The sequence below is a fragment of the Pseudomonas sp. A-B-19 genome (genome assembly GCF_019947515.1).
Taxonomy (GTDB): Bacteria; Pseudomonadota; Gammaproteobacteria; order Pseudomonadales; family Pseudomonadaceae; genus Aquipseudomonas.
Map to the genome: position 1 here is coordinate 147,405 of NZ_JAGYGN010000010.1, position 26,183 is coordinate 173,587.

The 26,183-nt window shown below is 57.8% G+C and carries 22 protein-coding genes and 3 pseudogenes; 21 read left to right on the forward strand and 4 right to left on the reverse strand.

What is annotated here, in order from left to right; genetic code table 11:
• The first annotated feature begins 39 nt into the window (after window positions 1-39).
• From KGA81_RS14010 to KGA81_RS14090, 17 genes and pseudogenes are all read left to right on the forward strand, one after another.
• Entirely contained in the window at window positions 40-288 is a 249-nt protein-coding gene (locus KGA81_RS14010; protein ID WP_115947633.1) for a hypothetical protein, read from the forward strand.
• 5 nt (window positions 289-293) lie between these two features.
• Entirely contained in the window at window positions 294-620 is a 327-nt protein-coding gene (locus tag KGA81_RS14015; protein WP_223546739.1) for a GPW/gp25 family protein, read from the forward strand.
• Complete coding sequence (locus KGA81_RS14020) at window positions 617-1,498, forward strand: baseplate J/gp47 family protein (RefSeq protein WP_223546741.1); 882 nt, start codon at window positions 617-619, stop codon at window positions 1,496-1,498. The genes KGA81_RS14015 and KGA81_RS14020 overlap by 4 nt, the downstream gene beginning before the upstream one ends.
• A gap of 1 nt (window position 1,499) precedes the next feature.
• The gene (locus tag KGA81_RS14025; protein WP_223546743.1) at window positions 1,500-2,105 is read left to right on the forward strand and encodes a phage tail protein I; all 606 of its coding nucleotides are present in this window, start codon (window positions 1,500-1,502) and stop codon (window positions 2,103-2,105) included.
• A pseudogene (locus KGA81_RS14030) lies at window positions 2,102-2,968 on the forward strand (phage tail protein); the annotation flags it as partial. The gene KGA81_RS14025 and the pseudogene KGA81_RS14030, both read left to right, overlap by 4 nt.
• 1,980 nt (window positions 2,969-4,948) lie before the next feature.
• On the forward strand, window positions 4,949-5,374 hold the full coding sequence (locus KGA81_RS14035) for a phage tail assembly chaperone (protein ID WP_223546746.1): 426 nt from the start codon (window positions 4,949-4,951) through the stop codon (window positions 5,372-5,374).
• Between the two features lie 102 nt (window positions 5,375-5,476).
• Complete coding sequence (locus KGA81_RS14040; RefSeq protein ID WP_223546748.1) at window positions 5,477-6,643, forward strand: phage tail sheath family protein; 1,167 nt, start codon at window positions 5,477-5,479, stop codon at window positions 6,641-6,643.
• A 10-nt stretch (window positions 6,644-6,653) separates the two neighbouring features.
• A complete protein-coding gene (locus tag KGA81_RS14045; protein ID WP_115947639.1) occupies window positions 6,654-7,157 on the forward strand; it encodes a phage major tail tube protein in 504 nt (167 codons plus the stop codon).
• A 20-nt stretch (window positions 7,158-7,177) separates the two neighbouring features.
• Window positions 7,178-7,462: pseudogene (locus KGA81_RS14050) on the forward strand (phage tail assembly protein); the annotation flags it as partial.
• A gap of 36 nt (window positions 7,463-7,498) precedes the next feature.
• A complete protein-coding gene (locus KGA81_RS14055; RefSeq protein ID WP_411736555.1) occupies window positions 7,499-7,771 on the forward strand; it encodes a phage tail assembly protein in 273 nt (90 codons plus the stop codon).
• Between the two features lie 150 nt (window positions 7,772-7,921).
• Window positions 7,922-10,855 carry a phage tail tape measure protein gene (locus KGA81_RS14060; protein ID WP_223546750.1) on the forward strand — a complete coding sequence of 978 codons (2,934 nt, stop codon included), beginning with the start codon at window positions 7,922-7,924 and terminating at the stop codon, window positions 10,853-10,855.
• Between the two features lie 9 nt (window positions 10,856-10,864).
• Complete coding sequence (locus KGA81_RS14065; RefSeq protein ID WP_223546752.1) at window positions 10,865-11,710, forward strand: phage tail protein; 846 nt, start codon at window positions 10,865-10,867, stop codon at window positions 11,708-11,710.
• The gene (locus KGA81_RS14070) at window positions 11,685-11,891 is read left to right on the forward strand and encodes a tail protein X (RefSeq protein WP_223546755.1); all 207 of its coding nucleotides are present in this window, start codon (window positions 11,685-11,687) and stop codon (window positions 11,889-11,891) included. Before KGA81_RS14065 ends, KGA81_RS14070 begins: the two co-directional genes overlap by 26 nt.
• An 82-nt stretch (window positions 11,892-11,973) precedes the next feature.
• The gene (locus tag KGA81_RS14075) at window positions 11,974-13,023 is read left to right on the forward strand and encodes a phage late control D family protein (RefSeq protein WP_223546757.1); all 1,050 of its coding nucleotides are present in this window, start codon (window positions 11,974-11,976) and stop codon (window positions 13,021-13,023) included.
• A gap of 34 nt (window positions 13,024-13,057) precedes the next feature.
• The gene (locus KGA81_RS14080; RefSeq protein WP_223546759.1) at window positions 13,058-13,621 is read left to right on the forward strand and encodes a glycoside hydrolase family 19 protein; all 564 of its coding nucleotides are present in this window, start codon (window positions 13,058-13,060) and stop codon (window positions 13,619-13,621) included.
• Window positions 13,603-14,145, forward strand: coding sequence for a lysis protein (locus KGA81_RS14085; protein ID WP_223546761.1), 543 nt, complete (start codon window positions 13,603-13,605; stop codon window positions 14,143-14,145). Before KGA81_RS14080 ends, KGA81_RS14085 begins: the two co-directional genes overlap by 19 nt.
• 150 nt (window positions 14,146-14,295) lie before the next feature.
• On the forward strand, window positions 14,296-15,090 hold the full coding sequence (locus KGA81_RS14090; RefSeq protein WP_223546763.1) for a DNA adenine methylase: 795 nt from the start codon (window positions 14,296-14,298) through the stop codon (window positions 15,088-15,090).
• An 886-nt stretch (window positions 15,091-15,976) separates the two neighbouring features.
• Here KGA81_RS14090 and KGA81_RS14095 read toward each other — a convergent pair.
• Window positions 15,977-16,128, reverse strand: a pseudogene (locus tag KGA81_RS14095) (SOS response-associated peptidase family protein); the annotation flags it as partial.
• A gap of 156 nt (window positions 16,129-16,284) precedes the next feature.
• Here KGA81_RS14095 and KGA81_RS14100 point away from each other — a divergent pair.
• Complete coding sequence (locus KGA81_RS14100; RefSeq protein WP_223546765.1) at window positions 16,285-20,352, forward strand: helix-turn-helix domain-containing protein; 4,068 nt, start codon at window positions 16,285-16,287, stop codon at window positions 20,350-20,352.
• 354 nt (window positions 20,353-20,706) lie between these two features.
• Here the strand turns inward: KGA81_RS14100 and KGA81_RS14105 are convergent, their stop codons facing one another.
• The 3 genes from KGA81_RS14105 to KGA81_RS14115 form a co-directional block, all read right to left on the reverse strand.
• Window positions 20,707-22,827, reverse strand: a complete 2,121-nt coding sequence (locus tag KGA81_RS14105; RefSeq protein WP_223546767.1) for a hypothetical protein — start codon at window positions 22,825-22,827, stop codon at window positions 20,707-20,709.
• Between the two features lie 156 nt (window positions 22,828-22,983).
• Window positions 22,984-23,193, reverse strand: a complete 210-nt coding sequence (locus tag KGA81_RS14110; RefSeq protein WP_223546769.1) for a hypothetical protein — start codon at window positions 23,191-23,193, stop codon at window positions 22,984-22,986.
• 257 nt (window positions 23,194-23,450) lie between these two features.
• A complete protein-coding gene (locus tag KGA81_RS14115) occupies window positions 23,451-23,684 on the reverse strand; it encodes a hypothetical protein (RefSeq protein ID WP_223546771.1) in 234 nt (77 codons plus the stop codon).
• Window positions 23,685-24,244: 560 nt separating this feature from the next.
• Here KGA81_RS14115 and KGA81_RS14120 point away from each other — a divergent pair.
• From KGA81_RS14120 to KGA81_RS14130, 3 genes are all read left to right on the forward strand, one after another.
• Window positions 24,245-24,979, forward strand: a complete 735-nt coding sequence (locus KGA81_RS14120; RefSeq protein WP_223546811.1) for a helix-turn-helix transcriptional regulator — start codon at window positions 24,245-24,247, stop codon at window positions 24,977-24,979.
• Window positions 24,980-25,152: 173 nt separating this feature from the next.
• A complete protein-coding gene (locus tag KGA81_RS14125) occupies window positions 25,153-25,494 on the forward strand; it encodes a phage holin family protein (protein ID WP_223546773.1) in 342 nt (113 codons plus the stop codon).
• Between the two features lie 118 nt (window positions 25,495-25,612).
• Window positions 25,613-26,113 carry a CinA family protein gene (locus KGA81_RS14130; RefSeq protein ID WP_223546775.1) on the forward strand — a complete coding sequence of 167 codons (501 nt, stop codon included), beginning with the start codon at window positions 25,613-25,615 and terminating at the stop codon, window positions 26,111-26,113.
• The last annotated feature ends 70 nt before the right edge of the window (window positions 26,114-26,183 follow it).

The window sequence follows — 26,183 nt, forward strand, 5'->3', positions numbered from 1 at the left end:
CCCGCCCAGTGCGGGCTTTTTTACGCCTGGAGCAACCACATGGCCAAGAGCGATACGCCTGTCACCGATTTACCCGCGAGCCCTGATCCGTTGCCGCAGCCGGCATCAGTACCGGTTTCGACGCTGATGAAGTTTCGCGACAAGGTTTACACCTCTCGTCAATTGATCCTGCCGGAGAGCCAGCGCAGCCTGCCGGTGGCGAAGGGCCTGGTCGAGATCGCGGGCTCCGACATCGAGGCGGTCAAGTTTCTGAAAGCCCATGACGAATTCGAATTGCTGAAGGAGTAACCCAGATGATCGGAATGGATCGCCACACCGGCCAGCCCATTTCCGGCATCGAGCATTTGCGGCAGTCCATCGGGGACATTCTGGGTACGCCACTGGGCAGTCGTCGGCATCGGCCTGCCTACGGCAGCTCGCTGCGGCGCTTCGTCGACCTGCCGGTGAATGAGGGCTGGAAAAGTTCCGTGCAGGCCGAAGCCGCCAGGGCCTTGGGGCGCTGGGAGCCGCGTTTGAAGCTGGACCAGGTGCGGGTCATTTCGGTGATCGGCGGGCAAATCAATCTGAAGATCGCCGGCAAATACCAGGGCGACAGCGTGCTGTTGGAGGTGGGCGTATGAGCATCGTTGATCTGTCGTCGCTTCCTGCGCCGAGCGTGCTGGAGCCGTTGGATTTCGAAGCGGTGTACGAGGAAGGCTTGGGGGTCTTCCGCGGCTATATGGGCGACAACTGGAACGCCGCGCTGGAAAGCGATCCGGTCACCAAGGTGCTGGAGGTCGGCGCCTACATCAAGATCGGCAACCGTGCCCGGGTCAACGATGCCGGCAAGGCGCTGTTACTGGCACACGCCATCCGCGATGACCTCGATCACTTGGGGGCCAACGTCAATCTCAAGCGCCTGGTCATTCAGGCCGAGGATCTGCTGGCGGTGCCGCCGGTACCGGAGGTCAGGGAGGAAGACGATCCGTTCCGTGAACGCATTCAGTTGGCCTACGAAGGGCTGACCACGGCCGGGCCGCGTAACAGTTACATCCTGCACGCGCGCAATGCGTCGGGCCTGGTCGCGGATGCCACGGCAGAAAGCCCGGCACCGTGCAACGTTACAGTCACGGTACTGAGTTCCGAGGGCAATGGCGTGGCCAGTCCCGAGCTGTTGGCCACGGTCCAGGCGGGGCTGAATGACGAGGACGTCAGGCCGGTGGGTGATCGGGTGACCGTGCAAAGCGCGCAGATTATCGACTACCGCATTGATGCCATTTTGCACATGAGCAGTGTCGGGCCTGAGGCTGACGCCAGTCTGGCCGAGGCCAAAAACCGCATTAACGCCTGGATCAATCCACGCAAGCGGCTCGGGGTCGAAGTGGCGCGCTCGGCGGTGGATGCGCAACTGCACATCGCTGGCGTGTCTCGGGTTGAGCTGGTCGGCTGGGTGGACCTGGCCCCGACCAAGGCGCAGGCGGCGTTCTGCACTGAAGTCACCGTGAATCTGGCGGGCTGACATGAACAGCCTACTGCCACTCAACAGCACACAACTGGAGCGCGCCCTGGAGGCGTCGTTTTACGAAAAAACCATTATCCCGCTGCGCACGCTCTACAACGCCGACACCTGCCCGGTGCATTTGCTGCCACACCTGGCCTGGGCCTGGTCGGTCGATCGCTGGGATTACCGGTGGAGCGAGGCGACCAAGCGCGCAGCCATCAAGGCGTCGTATTACATCCATGCCCACAAGGGCACCATCGGCGCCTTGCGCCGGGTGGTCGAGCCCCTGGGCTACCTGATCGAGATTATCGAGTGGTTCAACACGGTGCCGGAGGGGGTGCCGGGCACCTTCGCGCTCAAGGTGGGCGTGCTGGACACCGGGATCACCGAGGAAATGTATCAGGAGCTGGAACGCCTGATCGACGACGCCAAACCGGTGACCCGGCACCTGACCGGGCTGGCGATCAGCCTGGAAAGCCAGGGCGCTTTGAGGCTCCATGCCGCTCTCTACGAGGGCGATGTAATCGACGTGTATCCGCCTGTCCAACGTGACATCGAAGTCAGCGGCGTTATCGGCCAAGGCGGTCGCGACCATACCATTGACACCCTGGATGTATTCTCATGATCGACCAGAATTCGCAGTTTTTAGCCATCCTGACCAATGTGGGCGTCGCCAAGCAGGCCAACGCTGACGCACTAGGCATCCCGTGGAAAATCACTCAGATGGGCGTCGGTGACGCCAATGGCACCGACCCTCAGCCGTCTGCGGCGCAGACGGCATTGATCAACGAGCGCCGTCGTGCGCCGCTGAATCAGCTCAAGGTCGATCCCGTCAACGCGGGGATCATCATCGCCGAGCAGGTCATTCCTGAGGATGTCGGCGGCTGGTGGATTCGCGAAATCGGCCTGTACGACGCGGACAACGATCTGGTGGCGGTGGCCAACTGCGCGCCGTCGTTTAAGCCCTTGCTCGCCCAGGGCTCCGGCCGCACGCAAGTCGTGCGCATGAACATGATTGTCAGCAGCTCCAGCAACGTCGAACTCAAGATCGATCCGAGCGTGGTGCTGGCCACCCGGGCCTATGTCGACGCCAAGGTGCTGGAGGAAGTCTCCAAGCTCGACAGCAAGCAATCGGTGCGGGTGGCCACCACGGCCAACATCGCGCTGACCGGGTTGCCGACTCTTGACGGTATCGCGCTGGTCGCCGGTGATCGGGTGTTGGTAAAAAACCAGACGGCGGCCAAGGAAAACGGCCTGTACGTCGCGGCCGCCGGTGCTTGGGCGCGCGCCGCCGATGCCGATGGCAGCCCCGAGGTCACGTCGGCGTTGCTGGTGTCGGTCGAGCAAGGCGCCACGCAAGCGGACACCAGTTGGCAGTTGGTCACCGATGGCGCGATTGTCCTGGGCACCACGGCCTTGACGTTCCAGAACAGCACTCAGGTATTTATACAGAATGCGTTGGCGGCGCTGGGGTTGGGGGCGAGCACCGGCACGCTGGTAACGGACCTTGATGCGCTTTCGGCGGGTGGGCTCTATTACACCGGAACCGGTGCGACTGGTAACCCGGCCTCCCCGGCAGTCGGCTACACCGTAATTCACGCTCAAGGAGGGGCAACCGACGGTTTCCAGCTCGCGACAACACGGTCTGTCGTGGCGGCCAACAAGCGCATGATGTTCTGGCGCCAGCGGTTCGGTGGGGTTTGGGGCCCTTGGGAAAGCTCGGCCCAACTGGACTCGCCAACCTTCACCGGCACGCCATTGGCGCCGACGGCTCCCGATACCAGCAACAGCACGCAGATTGCGACCACTGCGCATGTACTTGCGCGGCTGATCACCGCCGGTTTGTACACGCAGACGCCCGGTCAGGCCACCGGCAACGACGCAGATGCCATCGGCGTGAACATGATGGAGTCACGCAACACCATCAGCACTACGCTCAATGCCCCGATAACGCAGTGGACGAAAATTCTAGGGATGCCAACTGACGCGTCCAATGGTGCCCAGTTGTCCCTTGGTGTTCAGGCCGACCGGGCGTTTTATCGCCGTCGATCTGCCGGTGCATACCAACCATGGAAGGAATTTGCCTTTCTCGACTCGCCTACCTTCTCTGGCGATCCGAAGGTGCCAACAGCTACGGCAGGTGATAACGACACATCCGCCGCCAGCACGGCCTTCGTGCAGTACGCGGTCAAGGGCGTCGCCAGCATCGCCTTAAACGCCACCGGCGATACCGTGGTAACCGTGGCCCAGGCCGGGGCCGGCATCTTGAGCCTTACCGGCGCCCTGACGGGTAACGTCACGGTAACCCTGCCGGCCGGCGTCACCGGCAGGTGGTTGGTGTTCAACAGCACCACAGGCGCGTTCACCGTCACCGTGCGCAACCCGACCGGGGCTTCGGTGGTCGTGACCCAGTCGAAGACCGCCGAACTGTACGCCAACGGCTCGCTGGTGATGTTTGCCCACACCGAGCTGAGCAACGTGCTGTTGTCGGGTGTCCCCCTTGCGCCTACGGCCGCACTGGGCACCAACACCAACCAGGTGGCGACCATGGCCGCGCTGCAAGCGGCGCTCAACAACCTGATCAGCTCGGCGCCGGGTGCACTGGACACGCTGAATGAGCTGGCTGTGGCCTTGGGTAATGACCCGAACTTTGCCACCACCATGACCAACCTGTTGGCGACCAAGGCGCCGCTGGCCTCGCCAGCTTTGACCGGCACGCCGAGCGCGCCGACGCCGGCGAGGTTTGACGCGACCACCAAAATTGCGACCATGGCCGCCATTGATGCGGTGGGGGCTCAGTACAACGACATTGTGTTCATCAACGGCGCTGGGCTGACCGGTGTGCTGGCGCACGTCGGCGGGGCTGTGCATTTCTCTGGGGCGTCTGGTAACTCCTACAGCCTGCCCAACTCGGCGACGCTCGGCCTTCCGATTGGTGCAACGGTTCGCATCCATAACTGGGGCGGCAGCGCCATGAGTGTGGGTGCCCAGGGCACCGACAAGATGCAGGAGGCCACGGGCATTGTCGCATCGGCGACCGCCCGTTCGATCCCGTCCGATAGCTATGTCGACTGCATTTTCATCGGGTCGGGCACTTGGCTGATGTTCGGCACCGGCGTGATGAGCAAGACCGGTCTGTTCTCCGCTTCAATTGGAGCGAGCGGCAGCATGCGGCACCCTAGCGGCGTGATTATCCAGTGGGGCTGGACGGCGGCGGCGACATCCGGCGATGTGGTGACGGCGCTACCGGCCGCGTTCCCTAACGCATTCTTCGCGGTAACGATTACCCAAGGTTACACGGCGGGTTCGGGGTCGATTGGTTACGCCTCTGCTGGCGCGACATCGCTGGGCGCCTTCACCTGGAAGGGCAGCGCGGTGGGTAACGCTAGTATGTTCATCGCCATCGGCAACTAACCACGACAACCCATGGTGCCTGTCCTCGGGACAACTCACAGAGAGAATTTAAACATGGCTTTTTATTCCAGTGTGTCGCTGAAGTATTTTCTGGATGACACATTTGGCCCGCTGCCGCCGGACGCTTACCCGCTGACACCGGAAGAACATCAGGCTTACATGACAGGGCAACTCGCCGGGAAAATTATCGACTTTTCGACGGAGCCGCCGTCGCTGATCGACCCACCGCCACCGAGCTTTGAGGAACTGGCCACGGCCGAGCGCGCCTGGCGCGATGGCGAGCTGGTGGCGACTGATGGCGTCATCACCCGTCATCGCGATGAGCGCGATATGGGACGGCCCACAACGCTGACTGACGAGCGGTTCACCGGGCTGCTGAGCTACCGCCAGGCCTTACGCAATTGGCCGCAAGGCGGGGAGTTTCCCCAGGTGGATCACCGCCCGATCGCGCCGCCCTGGCTGGCCGAGCAAACCCTATAAACGCCCCGCACTGACGGGGCGTTTTCATTTCCACAGTGCGCAACACCCACACCCAACAGCCTCGCGATTGCGGGGCTTTTCCTTTTCTGGAGATAGACCTTTATGAGTGGTTTCTTTCATGGCGTCACGACCTCGCTGATCGACAACGGCGCGCGGACCATTGCGCTGCCGTCGTCGTCGATCATCGGCCTGTGCGACACCTTTACCCCGGGCGTGCTCGGCGGTGGCACGGCCAAGGCCGGCGAGCTGATGTTGATCACCACCGAGCGCGAAGCCATCGCGGCCTTCGGTGCCGACTCGGCCATCACTCGAGCGGCGCAGGCGATCTATGCGCGGGCCAAGGCGGTGATCGTCGCCGTCGGCGTACCCAAGCTGGAGGATCCGGCGCTGCAAACCTCGGCCATCATCGGTGGCGTGTTGGCCTCCGGACAGCGGACCGGTCTGCAGGCGTTGCTCGACGGCAAGAGCGTGCACAACGCCCAACCGAAACTGCTGATTGCTCCGGGGCACTCCGCGACCCAGGCCGTGGCCACTGCCATGGACAGCCTGGCCGGCAAGTTGCGTGCAATGGCCATCATCGATGGACCGAACACCACCGATGAAGCGGTGATGGAATACGCCGAGAACTTCGGCAGCAAGCGGATCTTCCTGGTCGATCCGGGGGTGCAGTTCTGGAGCACGGTGGAAAGCGCCACGGTCGACGCGCCGGGCTCGGCCTGGACCGCCGGTTTGTTTGCCTGGACCGATGCGAACTACGGCTACTGGGCGTCGCCGTCGAACAAGGAGTTTGTCGGCATCACCGGCACCACCCGCCCAATCGAATACCTGGACGGCGACGAGACCTGCCGGGCCAACCTGCTCAACGGCGCGAACATTGCCACGATCATCCGCGACGGCGGCTATCGCCTGTGGGGCAACCGTACCTGCTCCAGCGATCCGAAGTGGGCCTTCGTCACCCGGGTGCGGACCTGCGACATCCTCATGGATGCGATCCAGGCGGGGCACAAGTGGGCGGTCGACCGCTCGATCACCAAAACCTACGTCAAGGAAGTGACCGAAGGCCTGGACGCGTTCATGCGTGATCAGAAAAACGCCGGCGCGATCATCAACTTCGAAGTGTTTGCCGACACCGAGCTCAACACCGCCAGCCAGATCGAGCAGGGCAAGGTGTATTGGCGCATCCGCTTCACCGACGTGCCACCGGCGGAAAACCCGAACTTCCTGATCGAAGTCACCAACCAGTGGCTGACCGAAGTCCTCGACGCTTAAGGAGCGCTAGATGATTCCTCAAACCTTGTACAACACCAACCTGTTTGTCGACGGCGTGAACTTTGCCGGTGACGTGCCGAGCCTGACCCTGCCCAAGCTGACCACCAAAACCGACGAGTACCGAGGCGGCGGTATGGCCGGGGCTATCGAGATGGCCCAGGGCCTGGAAAAAATGGAAGCGTCTTTTGTCACCAAGGGCGTGCGTCGCGAGTCGCTCAAGCACTTCGGCCTGGCCGATGGCTCGGCGTTCAACGCATCGTTCCGCGGCGCCTTCCGGGGTCACAAGGGCACGGTCACGGCGGTCGTGGCCACCTTGCGCGGGCTGCTGAAAGAGGTCGACCTCGGTGACTGGAAAGCCGGTGATCCGGCGGAGATCAAACACGCTATCGCACCGGTGTACTACAAGCTCGAAATCGACGGCCGCGTGATGTACGAAATCGACATGATCGCCGGTGTTCAGGTGATCGATGGCAAAGACCAACTCGCCGAAGTGCGCTCCGCACTCGGCCTCTAAGGGAATAGAACCGGATGACCATGCAAACTGCAAATAAGCTGCCGGCCTGGCTGGCAATCAACACGGATCGCGCGGTGATTACCCTCTCGCGACCGAGCGAGGTCAATGGGGTCAAGGTCGATACGTTGGTGCTGCGTGCACCGCTGGTGCGCGAAGTCCGTGCCGCCGACCGCGCCGCCGGCGACGACGATGAGCAGCGCGAGCTGCAGCTGTTCGCCAGTCTGGCCGAGGCGGGCCTCAAGGATCTGGAAGGCCTGAAGGTGGTGGACTATCGCCGCCTGCAGACGGCTTATTCGAACCTGGTACCGCACGCCGACTATTCGAAATCGCTCCCGACCTGGTTGTCGGTCACCGCCGACAACGCCGTGGTCAGCCTGTCACGCCCGAGCGAGATCAACGGCGTGCAGATCGACACACTGACCCTGCGTTCGCCGACGGTGCGCGAGGTGCGCGCCGCGGATCGGGCGGCAGGCGGTGACGACGAGCAGCGCGAACTGGTGCTGTTCGCGGAGTTGGCCGGCGCGGCGATCGCCGACCTGGAGGGCCTGAAGGTGGTGGACTACAACCGCCTGCAGGCCGGCTATTTTCGCCTGGAGCAAGACGACGGGGTTTGATCCGGGGGTGATGAAGAGGGTGGCGAAACGTCTCGCGGCGGACACCGGATTTTCCGCCGCCGAGATTCAGTCGATGCCGTTTTCCGAGATGGTGTGGTGGCTCACGGATTGAGCCGCTTCCGGTAATGCTCTGCACAGGGGAGCCATGACATGGCGAACAAACTCTCCCTCGGGTTGGTGATCGGCGGGACCGTCAGTCCTACGGTCGGCGCCGCGTTCAATGAGGTCACCGGGCGCATCAAGCGCCTGGAAGCAGAAGGCAACAAGGCGCGGGTGCTGCAGCGCACCATTGGTGACACCATTCGCCTGCGCGATGAATGGAAAAAGGCCCACGACAGCGGCGCCGCTGGGGCGTCCAAACTGTTGGGGCGCCTGAATTCCAACCTCGACAGCCTGAAGAAACAGGGCATCGAGGTCGGTCGGCTGGAAAAGGCCTACCGCTCGTTGGGCCAGACCGCGAACAAGGCGGAACTCAAGGCCAAGGGTTACCAACAGATCGATGCTGGCAAGGCCGGGATGAGAAGCACGGTCGGTCAGGCCGTGGCCGGGGTGGCAACGGTGGGCATTGCGACCAAGGTCAGCGCCGACTTCGGGGCCATCGTTCGTGACATCGCGATCAAGGCCGGGATTGCCAACGATCCGAAAGAAAAGCAGATGTCGCAGAAGATCATCGAGACTTCGCGCGACACCGGCATGGCGCGCAATGACGTCGCCGATGTGGTCAACCAGCTGGTGGGGGCCGGGATGGACCTGGCCAAGGCGCTGGAGTATACCCCGGTCGCGGCCAAGTTTGCCGTGGGTCAGGGCTCCAACGGTGCCGACACGGCGAAGATGATCAACGCGCTCGGGCAAAACGCCAAGATCACCGATGCCAAACAGATGCAGCAGGCGCTCGAAGCCATCGCCTTTCAGGGGCAGGCCGGCAGTTTCGAGGCGGTCGACATGGCCCGCTGGTTCCCCGAGCTGTTGTCGAACATGGGCAACCTGAACATCACCGGCATGGACGCGGTGACGCAACTGGGCGCGATGCTGCAGGTGCAGATGAAAACCGCTGGTGGTGCTGACGAGGCGGCGAACAACCTCAAAAACTGGATCGGCAAGATCGGTTCGACCGACACCGTGGCGGCCTACAAAAAGGCCGGCATCGACTACAAGGGCTCGATGCAGACCGGTTTGCAGAACGGTATGTCGACGCTGGAATCGAGCATGGCGTTGGCGCAGAAGTACATCCAGGCCACTGACCCGAAACGGGCGGCACTGATGGCCGAAGCCACGTCGAAGATCAGCCAGGAGGCAGATCCGGAAAAGGCCAAGGCCATGATGGCGTCGCTGGAAGAAGCCTTGCGCACCGGCGACCTGTTCGCCGACATGCAGGTCAAGGCCGCGCTGTCGGCCTACCTGCAGAACAAGGCGCTGTACAGCCAGCTGAAAAACGATTCGCGCGAAGCCTCGGGCATCCTCGACAAAAACCTGGCCGAGCGGCGCGAGTCATCGTCGCAGAAGTGGGCGGAAATGGCGCAGTCGATGGACGACGCCATGCGCAGCGTGGGTGATGCCTTGCGGCCGGTGACGGATACCGTGGCGGAAGCGCTGACCAAAGTTACCAAGGGCATCACCGCGCTGGCGGACAGCTCGCCCGGCGTGGTCACCGGTATTGCGGCGGTCGGGGGTGGTTTGCTCGCGCTGCAGACGGCGGTCAGCTCGTTCAAGATCGGCAAGGGGTTGCTCAACCTGGCGCGCGGGACACTGGGCAAAGGCAAGTCCGGCGAGGTGCAGAAGGTCTTTGTCACCAACTCGTTGGAGGGGGGCAGTGTTGGCACGGGGGCAGAGCCCAAGGGCAAGACGGGTAAAGCCTTGGCCCTGGTCGAGGCTGGGCTGAAGACGGTCGCGACCCTCAAGGGCTCGCCCGAGGCCAGCGATACCGCTGACGGACAGGAGGGCAAAAAGGCCGGTGGTGTCGATCTGGTGGCGACTGGGCTCAAGGTGGTGTCGCTGGCCAAAGAGGCCACCGGCGACGGTGCTGTGCAAGCCGGTCTGGAAGACGGCAGCATCCGGAAGGTGTTTGTGGTGAACGCGGCAGATCTGGGCGGTGGCGCGGGGCCGTTTGAGAGTCGGCGCCGGGGTCGAGGGGCTCCTCGCAATGCCTCGCGACGGCGTCGGGTGGCCACGCCGCCACGGCCAAGAGGTCCGACACGCTCACCGGTGCCCACGCCTCGACCGGCAACACCGGTACCGCGACCGCCGATGTCCGTGCCACCGGCGCCAGTGCCATTGCCTCGGCCAGCTGTTCCCGTGCCGCGTCCTCCCGTCCCGCTGCCGCCAACCGGTGGCGTACTGGCCAAGGTCGCGACTGTAGCGGGAGCGGTGGGGAAGGTCGGTAAGGTGGGCAAAGTGCTCCCGGGCGGCTCGCTGTTGGAGGCCGGAAGCATGGCCGTTGACACCTACCTGAATGCCGAGACGAAAGATCAAAAAGCCGAGGGTTACGGTGCGGCAGCGGGTTCGCTGGCAGGCACCATGGCCGGTGCCGCTGCCGGCGCGGCCATTGGTTCGGTGGTGCCCATCATCGGTACCGCGATTGGCGGCATGGTCGGTGCGTACCTCGGCAGCATGGGCGGTACCGCACTGGGCGGAGTCGTGGGCAAGTCGTGGTTTGGTGGCGAGGAAGAACAGCCACCAGCCCCAGCGACACCGTTGCTGATGGCGCCTCGCCCCGGTCCGGTGGTGCCCAGCTTGGCCAGCATGGGGCGATCTTTCAACGGGCCGAACGAGTCTGGTGCGCTGCTGCTGGCGGCTCCGACGGCGCTCCCCAGCCCGGCCTTGGGTGATGTCGCCCGCGCACTGGCGACACCGGCACCGGTCAAACCGGCGGCAGTGGTGATCCCGCCCAAAGAGCCAGAGAAACCGGTACCGGCCAAAGTGGATCAGCAGTTCCAGTACTCCCTGAACATGCCGGTCACGGTGCAAGGCGACGTCAAAGATCCACAGCGCCTGGCTCAGGACCTGATGCCGTACATGCAGCGAATGATGGCCGACGCCGCGAAGCAGAACGCGTCGAGCCAGTTGTTCGATGAACCCCACTTGTAAGGAGAACCCATGGGTTACATGGAGCAATTGCAGGCTGGCCTCAAGTACCTGGTCGAAGCCGGAGAGTCCGGACGCCGCAGTGCGGACGGCATGCTCGGCCCGGTCAATGGTGCGATCCGGGAGATTACCGGCGCCGCGTCCGAGCTGGAAAACATCCCGTTCGTGGGGCCGGCAATCGGCGCCAAACTGCAGCGGGTGATGCGCGGCGTGGATGCGGCGCAAGCCAAAGTCGGGCAGGTGGTGGCCACCTACGGGCGGGCCACCCGGGCTGCCGCCGAAGTGCAGGAGCGCATGGGCACATTAAAGGAACAGGCGGGCAAGGCGACGACGGCGATCAACAAGATCGCCGGCCAGGTCAGCCCGTCGCTGGCCAACATCGTGCCCACCAGTGTGTTTGCTACCGATGCCACACCGGCGCCGGAAGCGGTGAAGCCGTTTCCGCACCTGCTGATCATTCAGCCACAGGATCCCAAGGCGCCACCGTACTACTTCAACCTGGACACGGCGGCCTTCGACGAACTGACGCGCTCGACCGAGTTTCGCTGGGCCTCGCAGGAGCGCCTGTCGCGTCGGCCGGCGCAGCAGGCGGTGGGCATCGGTGAGGAGAAAATCACCCTCAAGGGCACGATTTACCCGGGCTTCAAGGGCGGACTGAAGCAGCTCGACACCTTGCGCAGCATTGGCGCTCAACTGAAGCCGTTAACCCTGACCACGGGCTACGGCGATGTCATGGGCACCTGGTGCCTGAAGACCATCACGGAGGAGCAGGGCGCGCTGATGCACGGCGGGATTCCGCGTAAACAAGGGTTCACTCTGGAGTTTGTACGCTATGGCGACGACATGCAGAACGTCTGACGGGGATCTGCTGGACACCATCTGCCATGACTTTTATGGCCACCTGAACGGCAGTGTTGAGGCGGTGCTGGATGCCAATCAGGGTCTGGCCGATGAGCCACAACCCTATCGGGCCGGCGTGGTGATCACGCTGCCGGATCTGGCGACACCGGTACAGGAGCAGGTCACGCTCTGGGATTGATGGTCTACACTCGTGGCGCTTGATAACTCAAGCTCCTTACTTTCATACCCGCCTTGTGCGGGTTTTTTTTTGGAAAAATTCCATGACTCCCAGGTTTCGCATCGTTGCCGATGGCGCTGATATCACAGCCCTGATCGATGATCGGTTGTTGTTGCTGCGCACCCTGGACAAGCCCGGGATGGAGTCCGACGAGTTCGAATTACGCATCGATGACCGTGCCGGCCAGGTTGGGCTGCCTCGGCGTGGCGGCTCTATCGAAATCTACATGGGCTACGCCGAAACGTCGCTGGCCCGCCTGGGCCGTTACGTGGTCGACGAGGTCGAGGTCTCGGGACCGCCGGACACGTTGGTGATCAAGGGCAAGGCCAGTGACATGCGTGGTACCGGCAAGACCATCCGCAGTGGCAGTTGGGAAAACGTGCCGCTGTCGAGCATCGTGACCGACATTTCCGCACGCAATGGCTGGCAGCCGGGGTGTCCGGTGTCGACCAAGGTGGTCCGGGCGGATCAGCTCAACGAGTCCGATTTTAATTTCCTCACCCGCCTGGCCAGGCAGTACGACTGCACCGCCAAGGTGGCCGAGGGCAAGTTGCTGGTGATGCCACGCCAAGGCGGCCAGAGCTCAAGCGGCAAGGCTTTCGGCGCCATCACCCTGACGCGCAGCGATGTCAGCCGCTGGCAGTTTCGGTTGGGGGATCGCCATGCGCACAAATCGGTGGCGACCAAACATCAGGACAAGAAAAGCGGGAAGTTGGTGGTGGTCTCCCTGGACAACGACGACGTGCCCGATGGTCTGCCAGCGGTGCATACCGACCGGCATATCTACCCCAACAAAACCGCCGCCGAGGCGGCGGCCAAGGCTCGCTTGGCCGCGTTCAATCGCTCCGGTGCCGGCGTGCGTCTGGAGATGCCCGGGCGCACGGACATCTTTGCCGAGCGGTTGATCAATGCCCAGGGTTTCAAGGACGGGCTCGACGGTGAGTACCTGACGGATTCGGTCGAGCAGGTTTACACCCAATCCGGCTGGTCGACCGCTGTGGAGTGCAACGGCGGCAAGCAGGGCAAAGCCAAGGCCAAAGGCAAGAAGAAAAAACCACCACAAGACCTGAAGGTGGTGCAGCTGAAGCAATAGCAGCGTCCTCCGTCACAGCAATAGGAGCAAGCGAATGCCGTTAACTGAGCAACAACTCCAACGCATCATGCCCAACGCCCGCCGCCAAGCGGGCGTTTTTGTATCTGCGCTAAATGCCGCCATGGCCCATCGGCAAATCAACACGCCGAAACGCCAGGCGGCGTTCCTCGCGCAGGTCGGGCACGAATCCGGTCAACTGCAGTACGTGCGTGAGCTGGGCGGTGACCAGTACCTGAGTAAATACGACACCGGCAATCTGGCAGTGAAGCTGGGCAACACCTCGGAAGCGGATGGCGATGGCCAGCGCTATCGCGGTCGCGGCCTGATCCAGATTACCGGTCACAGCAACTACCTGCGCTGCAGCCTGGCGTTGTTCGGTGATGAACGCCTGCTGCGCACTCCTGAGCTGCTCGAGCTACCGCAATGGGCGAGCGAGTCAGCCGCGTGGTTCTGGTGGATACGAGAGTTGAACACGCTCGCGGATCGGGATGAGTTCGAGGCGATCACCCGCAAGATCAACGGCGGCCTCAATGGCCTGGCGGATCGACTGCAGCTGTGGGAGCGGGCGAGGGCGGTGTTATGCGTCTCGTCGACCTGATCCCTGCGCCGTATCGAGTGGTGGTAATCGGCAGCCTACTGGTTGCAGTCGCGGGTGGTGCTGCCGCGTTGGCTTGGCAGGTCCAGACTTGGCGCTACGGTAAGCAACTCGCCGAACAGGCCCGGCTGCACACCGAGACTCTCAATCAATTGACCTTGGCCGCGATTGCGCAACAGCGTGCCGAACAGGACAAACGTCTGACCCTGGAGCAGCGGCTGTCCGTCAGCGAACAAACCCATTACCGAGCCCTGAGCGATGCCCAACGTGATCAAGGTCGCCTGCGCGACCGTCTTGCCACTGCTGATCTGCGCCTGTCAGTCCTACTCGACGCCACCGATTCGGCCAGCGGCTGCGCAATGTCAGCCACCCCCGCCCCCGGCGGCGTGGTTCATGGCCCCACAAGAGCCCAACTTGACCCAGCGCATGCTCAACGAATTATCGGCATCACCGATGCCGGCGACCAAGGACTGATCGCCCTGGCGGCCTGTCAGGCCTACGCCAAAGAAGTCTCAACACCGAAGTGAAAAAGAGCGGCCGGTCTGGATGCGTCAACATCCAACCCGGCCGCCGTCCCTGCAGATGGTCCCTGCAAGTCCAGCCAAGGCTCTTACTCCGTGCACGAAGCGCGGCGAGCCTAGCACCTGTTTATCCATACAGTAAAGGTCTTGCTATTTATGTCTACTCCCATCATCCCGTGGATGGGCGGCAAACGCCGCCTGGCCGACCGCCTCATTCCGCTGTTTCCGCCACACGAATGCTACGTCGAAGTCTTTGCCGGCGGTGCCGCGTTGTACTTCATGCGACCGCAGGCCGCGCCCGTTGAAGTCCTCAACGACATCAATGGCGAGCTGGTGACGCTGTACCGTGTCGTGCAGAACCACCTCGAAGAGTTTGTGCGCCAATTCAAATGGGCGCTGAGCTCGCGCCAGGTGTTCGAGTGGCAGAAGATGACCCGCCCCGAAACCCTCACCGACATCCAGCGCGCCGCCCGATTTTTCTACCTACAGCACCATGCCTTCGCCGGCAAGGTCACCGGGCAAACCTTCGGCACCGCGACCACCGGCCCGGCCATCAATCTGTTGCGGATCGAGGAAAACCTCTCGGCCGCCTGGCAGCGCCTGTCCGGCACCTACGTCGAAAACCTACCCTGGTTGGAATGCGCCGAACGCTACGACCGTGCCCACACCTTCCATTACATGGACCCGCCTTACTGGCAGACCGCCGGTTATGGGGTGGACTTTCCGTTTGAGAACTACGAACGGATGGCCGACTTCATGCGCAGGTGTAAAGGCAAGGTGATGGTCAGCATCAACGATCACCCGGACATCCGCCGCGTGTTCGATGGCTTCCACTTCGAGACGCTGGACATCCGTTACAGCAACACCAATCAACGTCAAGGCAAGGCCGAGGTGAGTGGCGAACTAGTGATCATGAACTGGGAGCCAACATCGCTAGGCGGGCTGTTTTAATTACCATGGCTGCCCACCCGCATATAGGGTTAGCATCAAGTGTATAAGGCGAATGGTTTCAATGTAGGCAGTCACCAGTAGTGTGTTTAACATTATTTTTCTCGCGTGGGTACGGCTCCGCGTAAAGTGCGGTGCTGTGTTGATGAGGTTGGTGTTGCTGTTTAAAAACATACTGCTTGATGCCAGGAGACGTCAATAAGTTGAGGTGTGATTGGTGAAAAATATTTTGATTGGAATGCTGCGGTTTTTGTCGTTTTTGTTGCTTTGTATTGGCTGTAGGTCACGGTTTATAAGGCTTTCTTTGTTCTGGTGCTTTCTGTGGTAGAGGTTTTTTTGGAGGCGGAGAAAGTTAAAGTCCAAGCTTGGGAAGTGAGAGTTGAAAGCTACCGTAAAAAGGTAAGTTAAATCCAAGCTTAGGAAATGAGGGTTGAAAGCTACCGTAAAAAGGTAAGTTAAATCCAAGCTTAGGAAATGAGGGTTGAAAGCCACCGTAAAAAGGTAAGTTAAATCCAAGCTTAGGAAGTGAGAGTTGAAAGCTACCGTAAAAAGGTAAGTTAAATCCAAGCTTAGGAAGTGAGAGCTGAAAGCCACCGTAAAAAGGTAAGTTAAATCCAAGCTTGGGAAGTGAGAGTTGAAAGCTACCGTAAAAAGGTAAGTTAAATCCAAGCTTAGGAAGTGAGGGCTGAAAGCTACCGTAAAAAGGTAAGTTAAATCCAAGCTTAGGAAGTGAGAGCTGAAAGCCACCGTAAAAAGGTAAGTTAAATCCAAGCTTGGGGGCGTAGGGGTGAAGTATGGTGGCGCGCTACGTGCTAGGCATGCACCGGATGCAAACGAGTCAAATGGCCCCGATCAATTCGGGCCCCTGATTTCTTACATTGCCTACGGCTCAATCTATCTTGAACCATTCGAACGCTTCGGTCGGCTCACCCTGGAGTAATGCGATCTGTTAGGCGCGCTCATTGGGTGTGGCAGGGTTCAGCCATTCGCGCACCAAATCAGGGGCAGTGTCACCGGTCACCGGTCGTGAATGTCGGCCATGCTGCTGGCACCTTTCTTCTACTCATGGAGGTTTAGCTATTGAACTCTAACTGACAGTCTTCGAGGTGGCGATCTGCCGCAACCTTGAGGGCGTGACAAGCGGGCATCGATGTCGAGTTGCTAATATATTTTTGTGGTACACTTTTGTGTGTGTACATGAATTGGTACAAGAAAATGAAAGCAGCTCCTAAATCGATACCCTACGCAGAATTCGGCGAACTGCTGGCTCGGCTCCGCATGGCGGCGGGTTTCCCTAAGCAGCAAGAACTGGCCACAGCTCTCGGGAAAACCCAGCAATCAGTGAGTCGCTGGGAGAAAGGGGTTGCCCGCCCACGATCCAGTGATATTGCCTCGTTGGAGAGGCTGGTTGGAGCTAAGGAAAACGAACTCCTAATCGCTGCGGGATATAAGACAGCTAAGGTGGATCTTCGCATCGAAACGGCCACCTCATACGACCGTCCGTTGCCGCTCTCAGCTCTGCATCCGGACACATTTGAAAGCTTCTGCACTACCCTTTTGGATCGCCTATACCGTCCGAGTGGTGGAAAAGTACATCGTTATGGGGGCACCGGCCATAAGCAGCATGGGATCGACATCGTCGCTATCGGCTCATTTGGGACCTACTCATTTCAATGCAAACGCGTTAATGAGTTTGGCGCCCAAAAGGTCCACACCGCTGTGGCTGAGCAGACTTACGTCGCGGATCTCAAGGTGCTATTGCTGTCCAGCGTCGCGAGCCCAAGGGCGCGCGATGCAATCGCTGTGCATGTTGACTGGGAGTTGTGGGATCGAGAGGACATCACCCGAAAGTTTCATGATCTCGCGATGTCCGATCGCCTAGATCTGGTCGATCGTTACTTCAGCGGTCAACGACTAGAACTGTTAGGCGTTGATGAACCTGGACCCATCCAGACCGCAGAGGTCTTCTTCAAGCCGTTCCTAGTTTCCGACCGTTTCTTCAACCATTCTTGGGCACTTGTTGGTCGCGACGCAGAGGTTTCGCAGGTTGTGGGCTATGTGAAGGATGACTCTGTGCTCCTAACCTGCCTTGTTGGGGCGCCAGGGTTTGGAAAGAGTCGTGTTCTTCGCGAAGTCACCCGGCAAATAGCTGAGAGCACCACCCTGCTAGTTCGATTTGTGTCGCCGACTGAAGACGTCAAGGCTCACCATCTGGACAAGCTGCGCGACAGTCTCGGTGGGGTGACGCTACTTGTGATCGATGATGCTCACGATCGCGAAGATCTCGGTATCCTCCTTAGATACGCGGCTGTGCCGGAAAATAGAACGCGATTGCTTCTATCGCTTCGTCCCTACGGAAAGGAAAAATTACGCCTTCAAGCTGCTGACGTAAGCCTCTCAGGGCCTTTGGTTCAATTTATCGATATGCACCAGCAGACCCGAGATGAAGCGCAAGCATTAGCTGAATCAGTTCTCGCTGAGTGCAATGGGCCTCTGACGGCCGCTGCCGAAATCGCCCGTGCCACGTTCTCGACGCCGTTGGTCACAGTATTGGCGGCGCAATTGGTTGCGCGAGATGATGTTCCTGTGACATTGCTGGGCAATTCAGAAGAGTTTCAAACCTATGTGCTGGCCAGCCTTCAGGACGTTATTGCGCTCACCTTGGTCTCGGGGCAGGATGTTTCGAAGCTCAGGGGGGTGCTGCGGGTCATTGCGCTACTTCAGCCCATAATTCCGGACGACCCAGGTCTGCTTAACATTTTGTTAGGGGTCGAAGGGATTGAGGCGTCAGACGCCAGTCGGCTGATGCGGTTGTTAGGGGACGCAGGCGTTTTGTTCAAGCGTGGTGTCCGCTCGCGGCTGGCTCCAGACCTGTTAGCAGATGAAATCATTCGTTCTAACTATCTTGATGCGGATCACAAGGCTAACGAGCTCGTTTCATCGGTCTTCGATCTCGCGGGCGCGGAGCACCTGAAAAACTTGTTTGTTAACCTTGGTAGGCTGGACTGGCGCTTGCGCGAAGGAAAGACAGACGACAGCGCATTATTGACGAGTCTCAGCCCCAAGTTATGTTGGGGCTCGAATTACAACAACCCGCATGTAGAAGCAGTCGAAGCGGTTGCCTACTACCAGCCCAGGTTTGCGCTGGACTTTGCGAAACGCCTCATCGCCGAAAAACATGGTGAAAGCTCGGCTGTGTGCAACATGGTGCGTAATGCAGCCTATACGTACGATCATCTCGAAGAAGCATGTTCCCTACTTTGGACCGCAGGGCGCAGCGATGTCCGTGCGCTGAATCAGCAGCCGACTCACGGTATTCGCATTCTCACGGAATTGGCTACGTTTGAGTTGAACAAACCGGTCGAGTACGTGCGCGAAGTTATTCGCTTCGCATTTTCGCTCCTGGAAAGGCCTGTCTCACTCAGTTCGGTTCACACGCCTTTCACCATCCTTGAGGGAGCGCTGGGCACTGAGATTGAGTCGACGAGTTACAATCGCTTGACCTTAACTATCAGCCGTCATCAGCTTTCCCTGAGCGCAGCAAAAATCGTTAGGGATGAGGTAACGGAAGCGCTGCTCAAGTATTTGCGTGAAGGCCCACCTCGAAGAGCGTTTCTCGCCGCACAGACAATAGCTCAAGCCTTGCGCGGTCCAGTGCACGGTGATTCTTTCGACCAAGAATGGACGCGAGAGCACCAGGGTCTCTTGCAGAAGCTTCAAGTCGTACTGCAAGAGGTATATTTGCCGCCCGTAGTGTTGGTTCGACTCGCGCAGTCCATCTCTTGGCATGCGTTTTACGGTGGGTCTGAGACATCAGGCGATGCGCGCGCCATCATGGCTTTGTTAAACCGAGATTTGAAGACTCGACTCATGCGGGCGCTTATCGACGGCTGGGGCACGGAAACTTGGAGGCTCAGCCAGTCGCTTAACCGTGAGGAGCATGAGAGCGATCGCATAATCCTGACGACTGAATTAATGGCTGCGTTCCCTGATGTTGGGGGCTTGTTTGATGAGTTGAATGGCTGTTTGCAGGACATTAAGAGCGTAGCCCCCAATGGGTACGGCTCTCCCTTCCTGCTTGTGAATCATCTACTCAGTTCCGTACCAGGTCTTGCCGCCGAATTGCTTCGCAGAAACAACGAGGGCCAAGTCGGTCATCTTGCCCCATGTGTAGGCAAGGCTCTGAGTGTGGCTGTTGAAGCGGGGGACTCGGAATTAGTGATGGATTATGTAGGTCGCTCGGAGGGCTCCACTGAAGTATTAGCTCAGCTCGCCGAGGCATACGCCAGGTTTAACCCGTCACGGCCATACACTCCACAAGAGGTTACCCTGTTTAGGCGCATATTTGAGTCTGATGACGCGAACGTGCTGTACGCGGCGTCTAATCTGGCGCGTCAGGTGGCTGCTCGAAGCCCGGCTCTGGCAGTCGAGCTCATTTGCTCGGCAAGCTTTGAAGTGAGTACCGCGGCGACTCACGACATGTTCATGTTGATCGCCGGCGGGACACCTATTCCGAAGGTCGACATCGATAGCAGACGAGGCGAGCTTTTGAGTAAGCTTGTAGTGATGAAGGCGCTTGGTGACTACTGGGTTCAGTCCTTCCTCGCATCGTCAATCAAAGAGGATCCTTCGGCTGTCGTTGCGCTGGTCAAGGCACGTCTTATCGAGGCGACGCGTCGAAAAGATTGGTCTTATAAGCCTCTAAGCAAAGAGCGCAACGAAAACTGCCTTAGCCTCATGAGCATCGAGGCTGGGCCACGTCTAATAAGAGAGCTGCTTGACTGGGCGCTCAATGAGTCGGCAGATACTCGGGGAATGCGGTGTTTTGGCGACGCAATTGCCGGCCTTTGCGGTGACTATGACGAGCTACTGCTTGATCTACTCCTTGCGTGGATGTCATCGGGTTCGCAAGCACATGCCACGCTCGTAGCCAAAATACTGCGGGAAAGTCAGCCGACGTTTATCTATGATCATCCCAAGTTTATCCGTGACATCCTTAATGCGGCAGAGCTAATTGGCGAAGAAGCGCTATATGCTATTCGCTCATCAATCGAGGCGTCAGTATATTCTGGTGTTCGAGGAGGAGTGCCCGGTGAGCCGTTCCCAGAGGATGTCCGGCAAGAACAGCACTGCGTGAAGATGCTTGAGGCGCTCAGTCGCGTAGAGCCCGCATTTGAACTGTATGACAGGCTACTTCGGAGCGCGCGCGAAGGAATAGCGCGCCAACGAAAGTCAAAGGAGGCTATAGAGGATGAAAATGACTAGCCCGGGATCAAGGATGCGGAAAGATTTAGGGCAAAATTAGGGCAAACTCAGGGCCGCCATAGACCGCAATGCGCCTCAGGCTAGATCTGTAAACGCCCATTTTAATGGCTTGGAGCGGTCCATGACCCCACGAGAAGGGGTTCGAATCCCTATCCGCGCGTTTAAACCCCATTGTCCTATACAACGGCCGCCCGAAGCTGTGACTTCATCTATAAATCAAAAACATATTTTTACTAAAATTTGATCTTTGAGCGGCCTCAAATCCTTGGTGCTGAGTTGAGGAAACAAGCAAATTGGGCTGCTTCACAGAATTTAGGACAACGTGCAACCCGACTTGCCTCAGGCTAGTGCCGTTCAATTTTCCTTAAATTGTCGCTCTACGGCTGAAATGAAGTCTTTCTTTGTCAAGAAATTTCCTATATTCACAAGTGCCGTTGATATGACTGCATGAGCAAAGAAAATGCACATGTTAATTGCATTGCTTTCGCTACTTGAATAGATGGATTTATATTGATTTCTTAAGCCATAAGATTTTTGAATGAATCCGTGAATTTGCGTGCGTTCGTCGGCGTTGCTGGGTATTAAACTGCTAACACGCCGGGCGATACAAGATTCCACGGCTTCAACGCTATGCTGAAGAAAAATTTCTTCAAGTGCAGATAATGTATAGTGCAATCGATCGGCCAGATTTATCATGGTACAACCTTTGCTAAACATGATAATCCCGGTTTTCACCGATTGGGAGAAATCATCAAGCTTACTGGTGTCTAAAAGAGCGCCGGCCTTTAATAGTCCTTTTTCGCGCAGAGCGATGATTTCGTTGTCAGATAACTGCCAGTGGCCGAAAAATTCCGGCAGAAGGCCTTCATGCATTGAGAGGCCGTTTGCAGATAAAGTTAATATTTTTTTTTGCGGAAGATACTCTGCCCCACTCAATGCCATTGGGCATCGGGCGCTACCCATGGGGGCCTGGGGGGCAAAGAACCTTAGAAGGTCTACAGCATCAGTTGCCAAAGCAAAGGCATTTTTTGCGACAACAGATTCGTGTGCATCTATGGAAAGTTCAATTGCGCCAAGTCCTTGAAAATTTGATTTTAATTTATTTATTAGCCCTTGTGTCTGGCTTGAAGTTTCTTCAGATGCTGCGAATAGGTTGTTCGTAATGCTTTCGAAAAATTCTGGCTCTAACGATGTTATTTTTAGTGGGCCAAATTCGAACTCGCCTTCTATCTCGAAGTTTGCAATCGGGAAAAACACCTGGTGCGTAGTAATATTAGATAGAGCTTGATGTTGTAAGTATTCATAGAAAGACGTTTTTTCATTATTTCGAAATTCTGTTCGGGCCCAATCCGCGAATGTCTGAACTACGAATTCAATGTCAAATTTGTCTTTTGCCCATTTCTCTGCAGTCACGTGGTGGATTACGTCTTGCAGGATGTTTAAATCTGTCTCGATTAGCCCGTGTGATTTGCCTTTTTCATGTATGAAAGAGATTGTTTTTTGGCCTTTTGTGTTGTAATTGGTTATGACCGCTTCTTTCAGGATGTTCTCGTCTCTTATCTCTAATATATTAGCGCGTTTGCTTTTGAATCTGCTGCCCTGAAGTTTCTCATTCTCGATGATATGAAGTTTAGAAAAAACCCCTATACTGATGGAGTCGACCAACTCCTTTATCGTTTTTTTTTGTTCGCCTTGTTCAGGGGCAGGCAGCAGCACATCTTCTTTGTCGAGCGGCACGGATTTTGAGTTTGTTTCATTCGACTGGTTAGATGCCTCTTGTAATTGTGAAAGTTCAATAAGGTCCATGCTATGGTGCTCACTCAATGTTGCATCTAGCCAGTCATTAAATGTCCGGGTTTCATTAACATATTCTTGGGTAAAATCACCTATGTCGATATATTCGTTTGATTGATTAATGTATTTTTTCGCTGGCCCCGTCCATCCAGAGTAATTCCATAGAGACTCGGTTTTTATCCGGACGCCTGTCACGAAATGCATTCCTTCATCTGCTCCGTTGTTAGTAGCGTGTAGGTACATTTCGGAATTAGGGAGCCCTTTATGAACCATGTAATTACGAAGGTCGTGGACAAATTTACAAACAGGGTGAATGCCCACTGTTTCCGAAATTCTCCCGCTGATTTTCTTCAAGATATTGTCTTTGTCGTAGCGTTCTTCCAATAAAACCCTAGTGTGGTCCACCACAGTCTTTGCGGCTGTAACAAAATTATGGATGTGGCGATTTATTTCTCTGTGTGCCTGTTCTCCGGCATCACGGTTACCCTCAAACATTAAAGATACACCAATGTCTGGATCTTCCAGCTTGACTGTTTCCTCAATGAGTTTCGTTGCGTTCATGTATAGTATGTTTAGAGAAAAAGTACGCATTCTCTGGTCGTTGATGAAACGCATACCTTTACATTCATGTATTTTCTTCAAGTCGAGTGGAAGGTGGTCGATAATGTTATTATTTTTCATTATAAGTTTTCCTGACTCAATAGGTGGTAATAAAAAATTGTGTAAAGTGCGCTTTGAATTTTTGGCTGACTTGGAGAAAGAACGACGAGCGCCACTTTAATGGACTCTTCTTTTTTGTCGAACGTTTGCAGAGAGCAGCGGACATGTCCACTCTAGCTAGACTATACCCTTGAGCCGGGCTAGGCCCTGCTTAATATGGCCGGCGTTTTCACCAATTGTGTCCAGCGCCCCACGGACGTTGTTGCCAATATCGGCTAATCCCTGTTTCTCGGCATGGAGCGTTAGCTCCATCACGGCCGCCTCTAGAGCCAACTGGTTGTGGTAGATCCTCTCCAGCACATCCGACAGCGAATATTCACCTGACATGATTTCGACTCCTTTCCAGAAAAGCACAAGCATAGTACCGGTAGTGCCCCTGACGGGCAGTAATTGCAGCTTGCTTAGAAATTGCTACAAAGCAATGAGCATTCGGAGGGGGGAGCCAGTCTGGGCGGGGTGCAGGGAGGCTACTACGCCCAATCCATCATCGTTCGAACGTTCGATAGACCGCGTAGGAATGATCCGGATCGGCTCGTTCTTCAGCAGGCCGTGTCAGAGGGCGAGGCGACATTCGATTGCCTGCATCAATGCTGGGAAGGCTTGGAGCTCTGCTTCTTGATGAGGTGATCAAGGAAGGTCCTCATCTGCTCCAATTCATGCTCATTTTTTTCGCCAGCTCGATCATCCCATACGATCGAGTTTCTGACCAAAACCAGCACCTGGATATCTGTGAGAGAGTCGAGCTCGGCAGTAGTCATCCGAGGGTTATTCGCCAGGACCAGAGCGCGTAGCTCTTTCATTGCTTTATCGCTCTTCATCGACAAACTCCTTTTGCCAGTCCAAGGAGTATAGCCTGTCAGTAACCACCCGCCCCAGCGCCTTAGTATCAGCCAATGGCTCGGCTAATCGAATCGATGACGTTGTGAGTTTCATCGGCTATAAATCTGTGGAGGTGAGTGTGACGGTTCGCTGCTGGTCAGTTTTCTATGGGGCAAAAATGGGGCAAATCGTACGCCAACCAATGCCATTTAATGCCAAATGAACCATATCCGCGATTTGTCAAAAGAGCCCTACAGCCCTTTATTTTCAGGGCTGTAGGGCTTTTTTGCGTTACTACTCCAACACAATCGGGGTGTGGGAGGACAGGTCGGAGACGGCTTTATTCATCGGATTGTCAGGAAGCTCGTTGAAAGAGATGGGGCAAAAGCGGGGCAACGGCCGGGCTTTTCCGCGATGGGCGCAAGGTTACCATGGGCGGTCTACCCGACGCAGGCACCACGGCCGGGTGACATCTTTTACGATGCAAAAAAATCGTGTTATGCATCGATTATGCAAATCGGCATTGTCTTCCTCGAGAAGAGCAAGCACTATGCGCGTTATGCAAAAACGCAACGTTTCTACCGTATTAAGAGCATTGCTCGATCAGCACGGAATCTCCCCCACGGAGCTTCACCGTCGAACCGGCGTGCCTCAATCCACCCTCTCGCGCATTCTCAGCGGGAAGATCGTCGATCCTTCGGATCGGCACATTTCGAAAATTGCCGACTATTTTTCCATGAGCACCGACCAGTTGCGTGGTCGCGCGGACGTCGCGCCTGCCGCTGGTGCCGGGCGCGCTCCTGTGCATTCGGAACTCAAGGACATAAGTCTGTGGGACGACGATACCCCTGTCGATGACGATGAGGTGTCGGTCCCCTTTCTTCGCGAGGTTGAATTGGCTGCAGGATCAGGAAGATTCGTCATCGAAGAAAGCGAGCGCTCCAGCCTGCGCTTCGGCAAGCGTAGCCTGCGCCATAACGGCGTGCAGTTCGACCAGGCCAAATGTGTGACAGTGCGGGGCAACAGCATGTTGCCGGTACTGCGCGACGGCGCAACGGTCGGGGTCAATGCCGGCAAGTGCGGTATCGGCGATATCGTTGACGGCGACCTTTATGCAATCAATCACAACGGCCAATTGCGGGTGAAGCAGCTATACCGCCTGCCGACCGGGATTCGCCTGCGCAGCTTCAACCGTGACGAGCATCCGGACGAGGACTACACCTTTCAGGAAGTCCAGGAGGAGCCGATTGTTATCCTCGGTCATGTCTTCTGGTGGGGCATGTACGCCCGCTAACACCCTCTGCGTTCAGATAGAACCCGCCTCCCGAGCGGTTTTTTTCGTTTGCTGAAAGCATCGGATTGTCTTCTTGTATGCGTTTACGCATTGACTGATTATGCATAAATGCATAGTCTTGTTGCCTGTCTATTCAAGAATACGGAATGACCGTTCACTCAAGGAGGCACGAAATGACCGCTGAGCAATATGCGTTGCTGGACATGCCTCTTTGGGTGGTCATCAGCCTGCCAATACTCGGTGGCGTTACCGGTGAAATGTGGCGTGCCGATAAAGAGGGCGTTCGTGGATGGCCCCTTGTCCGGCGCCTGAGCCTGCGGTCTGGCTCCAGCATGATCTGCGGCGCTTCGGTCATCATGCTGCTGCATGCCGGCAATGTTTCCATTTGGGCAGCATGTGCGGGTGGTTGTTTAGCGGCGATGGCCGGGACAGACGCCGTTTTAGGGCTGTATGAGCGTTGGGCGGCCAAGCGCATGGGGATCGGTCATGTTCCGTCCGGTGACGCGGAAGATTGATTCTCCGACAGTCCCTTTCCAGAGCCTCTGATTCCTTACATTTTGATCGGTCCTGTTGCTTGCAAGTGCGGTCTGCTCGTGTACGGTTAACCTCATCCCGCCCGATCAGGAGATGACCGTGAACGAAATCACCCAGCTCGCAGCCGAACTCGGCAGACGCCTGCAGGTTCTCAATGCCCACGTCACCACGGCGGAGTCCTGCACCGGCGGCGGCATCGCCGAGGCAATCACCCGTATTCCCGGGAGTTCGGCCTGGTTCGAGGCCGGTTATGTCACCTACTCCAACCGGCAGAAAACCCTGCAACTGGATGTTCCGGTGGAGTTGTTCACCACCGTGGGCGCGGTCAGTCGCGAGGTGGTCGAGGCCATGGTCCGGGGGGCGCAGAAGAAAAACAGCGCGTATTTCTCCGTAGCGGTCAGTGGCATCGCCGGGCCGGATGGCGGAACGGCGAGCAAGCCGGTTGGCACGGTGTGGCTGGCCTGGGGCGTCGGAGACCAGGTGTTCTGCGAGCGGCATCACTTCCCGGGTAATCGCGACGACGTCCGCCGACAAACGGTGAAGGCCGCGCTAGAGGGGCTGCTGCGGTATGCCGCGGCAGAAATCTCAAATCAGGGGTAGGCGATCCGGAATCGCTGTGGAATAATACTGGCTACTTATACAGGTGTTGGCCGTCAGGCCTTATTGATTA

What these genes read in the sequence shown, in the direction of transcription:
- KGA81_RS14010 (WP_115947633.1), top strand. Translation starts at nt 40, where the DNA reads ATGGCCAAGAGCGATACGCCTGTCACCGATTTACCCGCGAGCCCTGAT.
- KGA81_RS14015 (WP_223546739.1), top strand. Translation starts at nt 294, where the DNA reads ATGATCGGAATGGATCGCCACACCGGCCAGCCCATTTCCGGCATCGAG.
- KGA81_RS14020 (WP_223546741.1), top strand. Translation starts at nt 617, where the DNA reads ATGAGCATCGTTGATCTGTCGTCGCTTCCTGCGCCGAGCGTGCTGGAG.
- KGA81_RS14025 (WP_223546743.1), top strand. Translation starts at nt 1,500, where the DNA reads ATGAACAGCCTACTGCCACTCAACAGCACACAACTGGAGCGCGCCCTG.
- KGA81_RS14035 (WP_223546746.1), top strand. Translation starts at nt 4,949, where the DNA reads ATGGCTTTTTATTCCAGTGTGTCGCTGAAGTATTTTCTGGATGACACA.
- KGA81_RS14040 (WP_223546748.1), top strand. Translation starts at nt 5,477, where the DNA reads ATGAGTGGTTTCTTTCATGGCGTCACGACCTCGCTGATCGACAACGGC.
- KGA81_RS14045 (WP_115947639.1), top strand. Translation starts at nt 6,654, where the DNA reads ATGATTCCTCAAACCTTGTACAACACCAACCTGTTTGTCGACGGCGTG.
- KGA81_RS14060 (WP_223546750.1), top strand. Translation starts at nt 7,922, where the DNA reads ATGGCGAACAAACTCTCCCTCGGGTTGGTGATCGGCGGGACCGTCAGT.
- KGA81_RS14065 (WP_223546752.1), top strand. Translation starts at nt 10,865, where the DNA reads ATGGGTTACATGGAGCAATTGCAGGCTGGCCTCAAGTACCTGGTCGAA.
- KGA81_RS14070 (WP_223546755.1), top strand. Translation starts at nt 11,685, where the DNA reads ATGGCGACGACATGCAGAACGTCTGACGGGGATCTGCTGGACACCATC.
- KGA81_RS14075 (WP_223546757.1), top strand. Translation starts at nt 11,974, where the DNA reads ATGACTCCCAGGTTTCGCATCGTTGCCGATGGCGCTGATATCACAGCC.
- KGA81_RS14080 (WP_223546759.1), top strand. Translation starts at nt 13,058, where the DNA reads ATGCCGTTAACTGAGCAACAACTCCAACGCATCATGCCCAACGCCCGC.
- KGA81_RS14085 (WP_223546761.1), top strand. Translation starts at nt 13,603, where the DNA reads ATGCGTCTCGTCGACCTGATCCCTGCGCCGTATCGAGTGGTGGTAATC.
- KGA81_RS14090 (WP_223546763.1), top strand. Translation starts at nt 14,296, where the DNA reads ATGTCTACTCCCATCATCCCGTGGATGGGCGGCAAACGCCGCCTGGCC.
- KGA81_RS14100 (WP_223546765.1), top strand. Translation starts at nt 16,285, where the DNA reads ATGAATTGGTACAAGAAAATGAAAGCAGCTCCTAAATCGATACCCTAC.
- KGA81_RS14105 (WP_223546767.1), bottom strand. Translation starts at nt 22,827, where the DNA reads ATGAAAAATAATAACATTATCGACCACCTTCCACTCGACTTGAAGAAA.
- KGA81_RS14110 (WP_223546769.1), bottom strand. Translation starts at nt 23,193, where the DNA reads ATGTCAGGTGAATATTCGCTGTCGGATGTGCTGGAGAGGATCTACCAC.
- KGA81_RS14115 (WP_223546771.1), bottom strand. Translation starts at nt 23,684, where the DNA reads ATGAAGAGCGATAAAGCAATGAAAGAGCTACGCGCTCTGGTCCTGGCG.
- KGA81_RS14120 (WP_223546811.1), top strand. Translation starts at nt 24,245, where the DNA reads ATGCAAAAACGCAACGTTTCTACCGTATTAAGAGCATTGCTCGATCAG.
- KGA81_RS14125 (WP_223546773.1), top strand. Translation starts at nt 25,153, where the DNA reads ATGACCGCTGAGCAATATGCGTTGCTGGACATGCCTCTTTGGGTGGTC.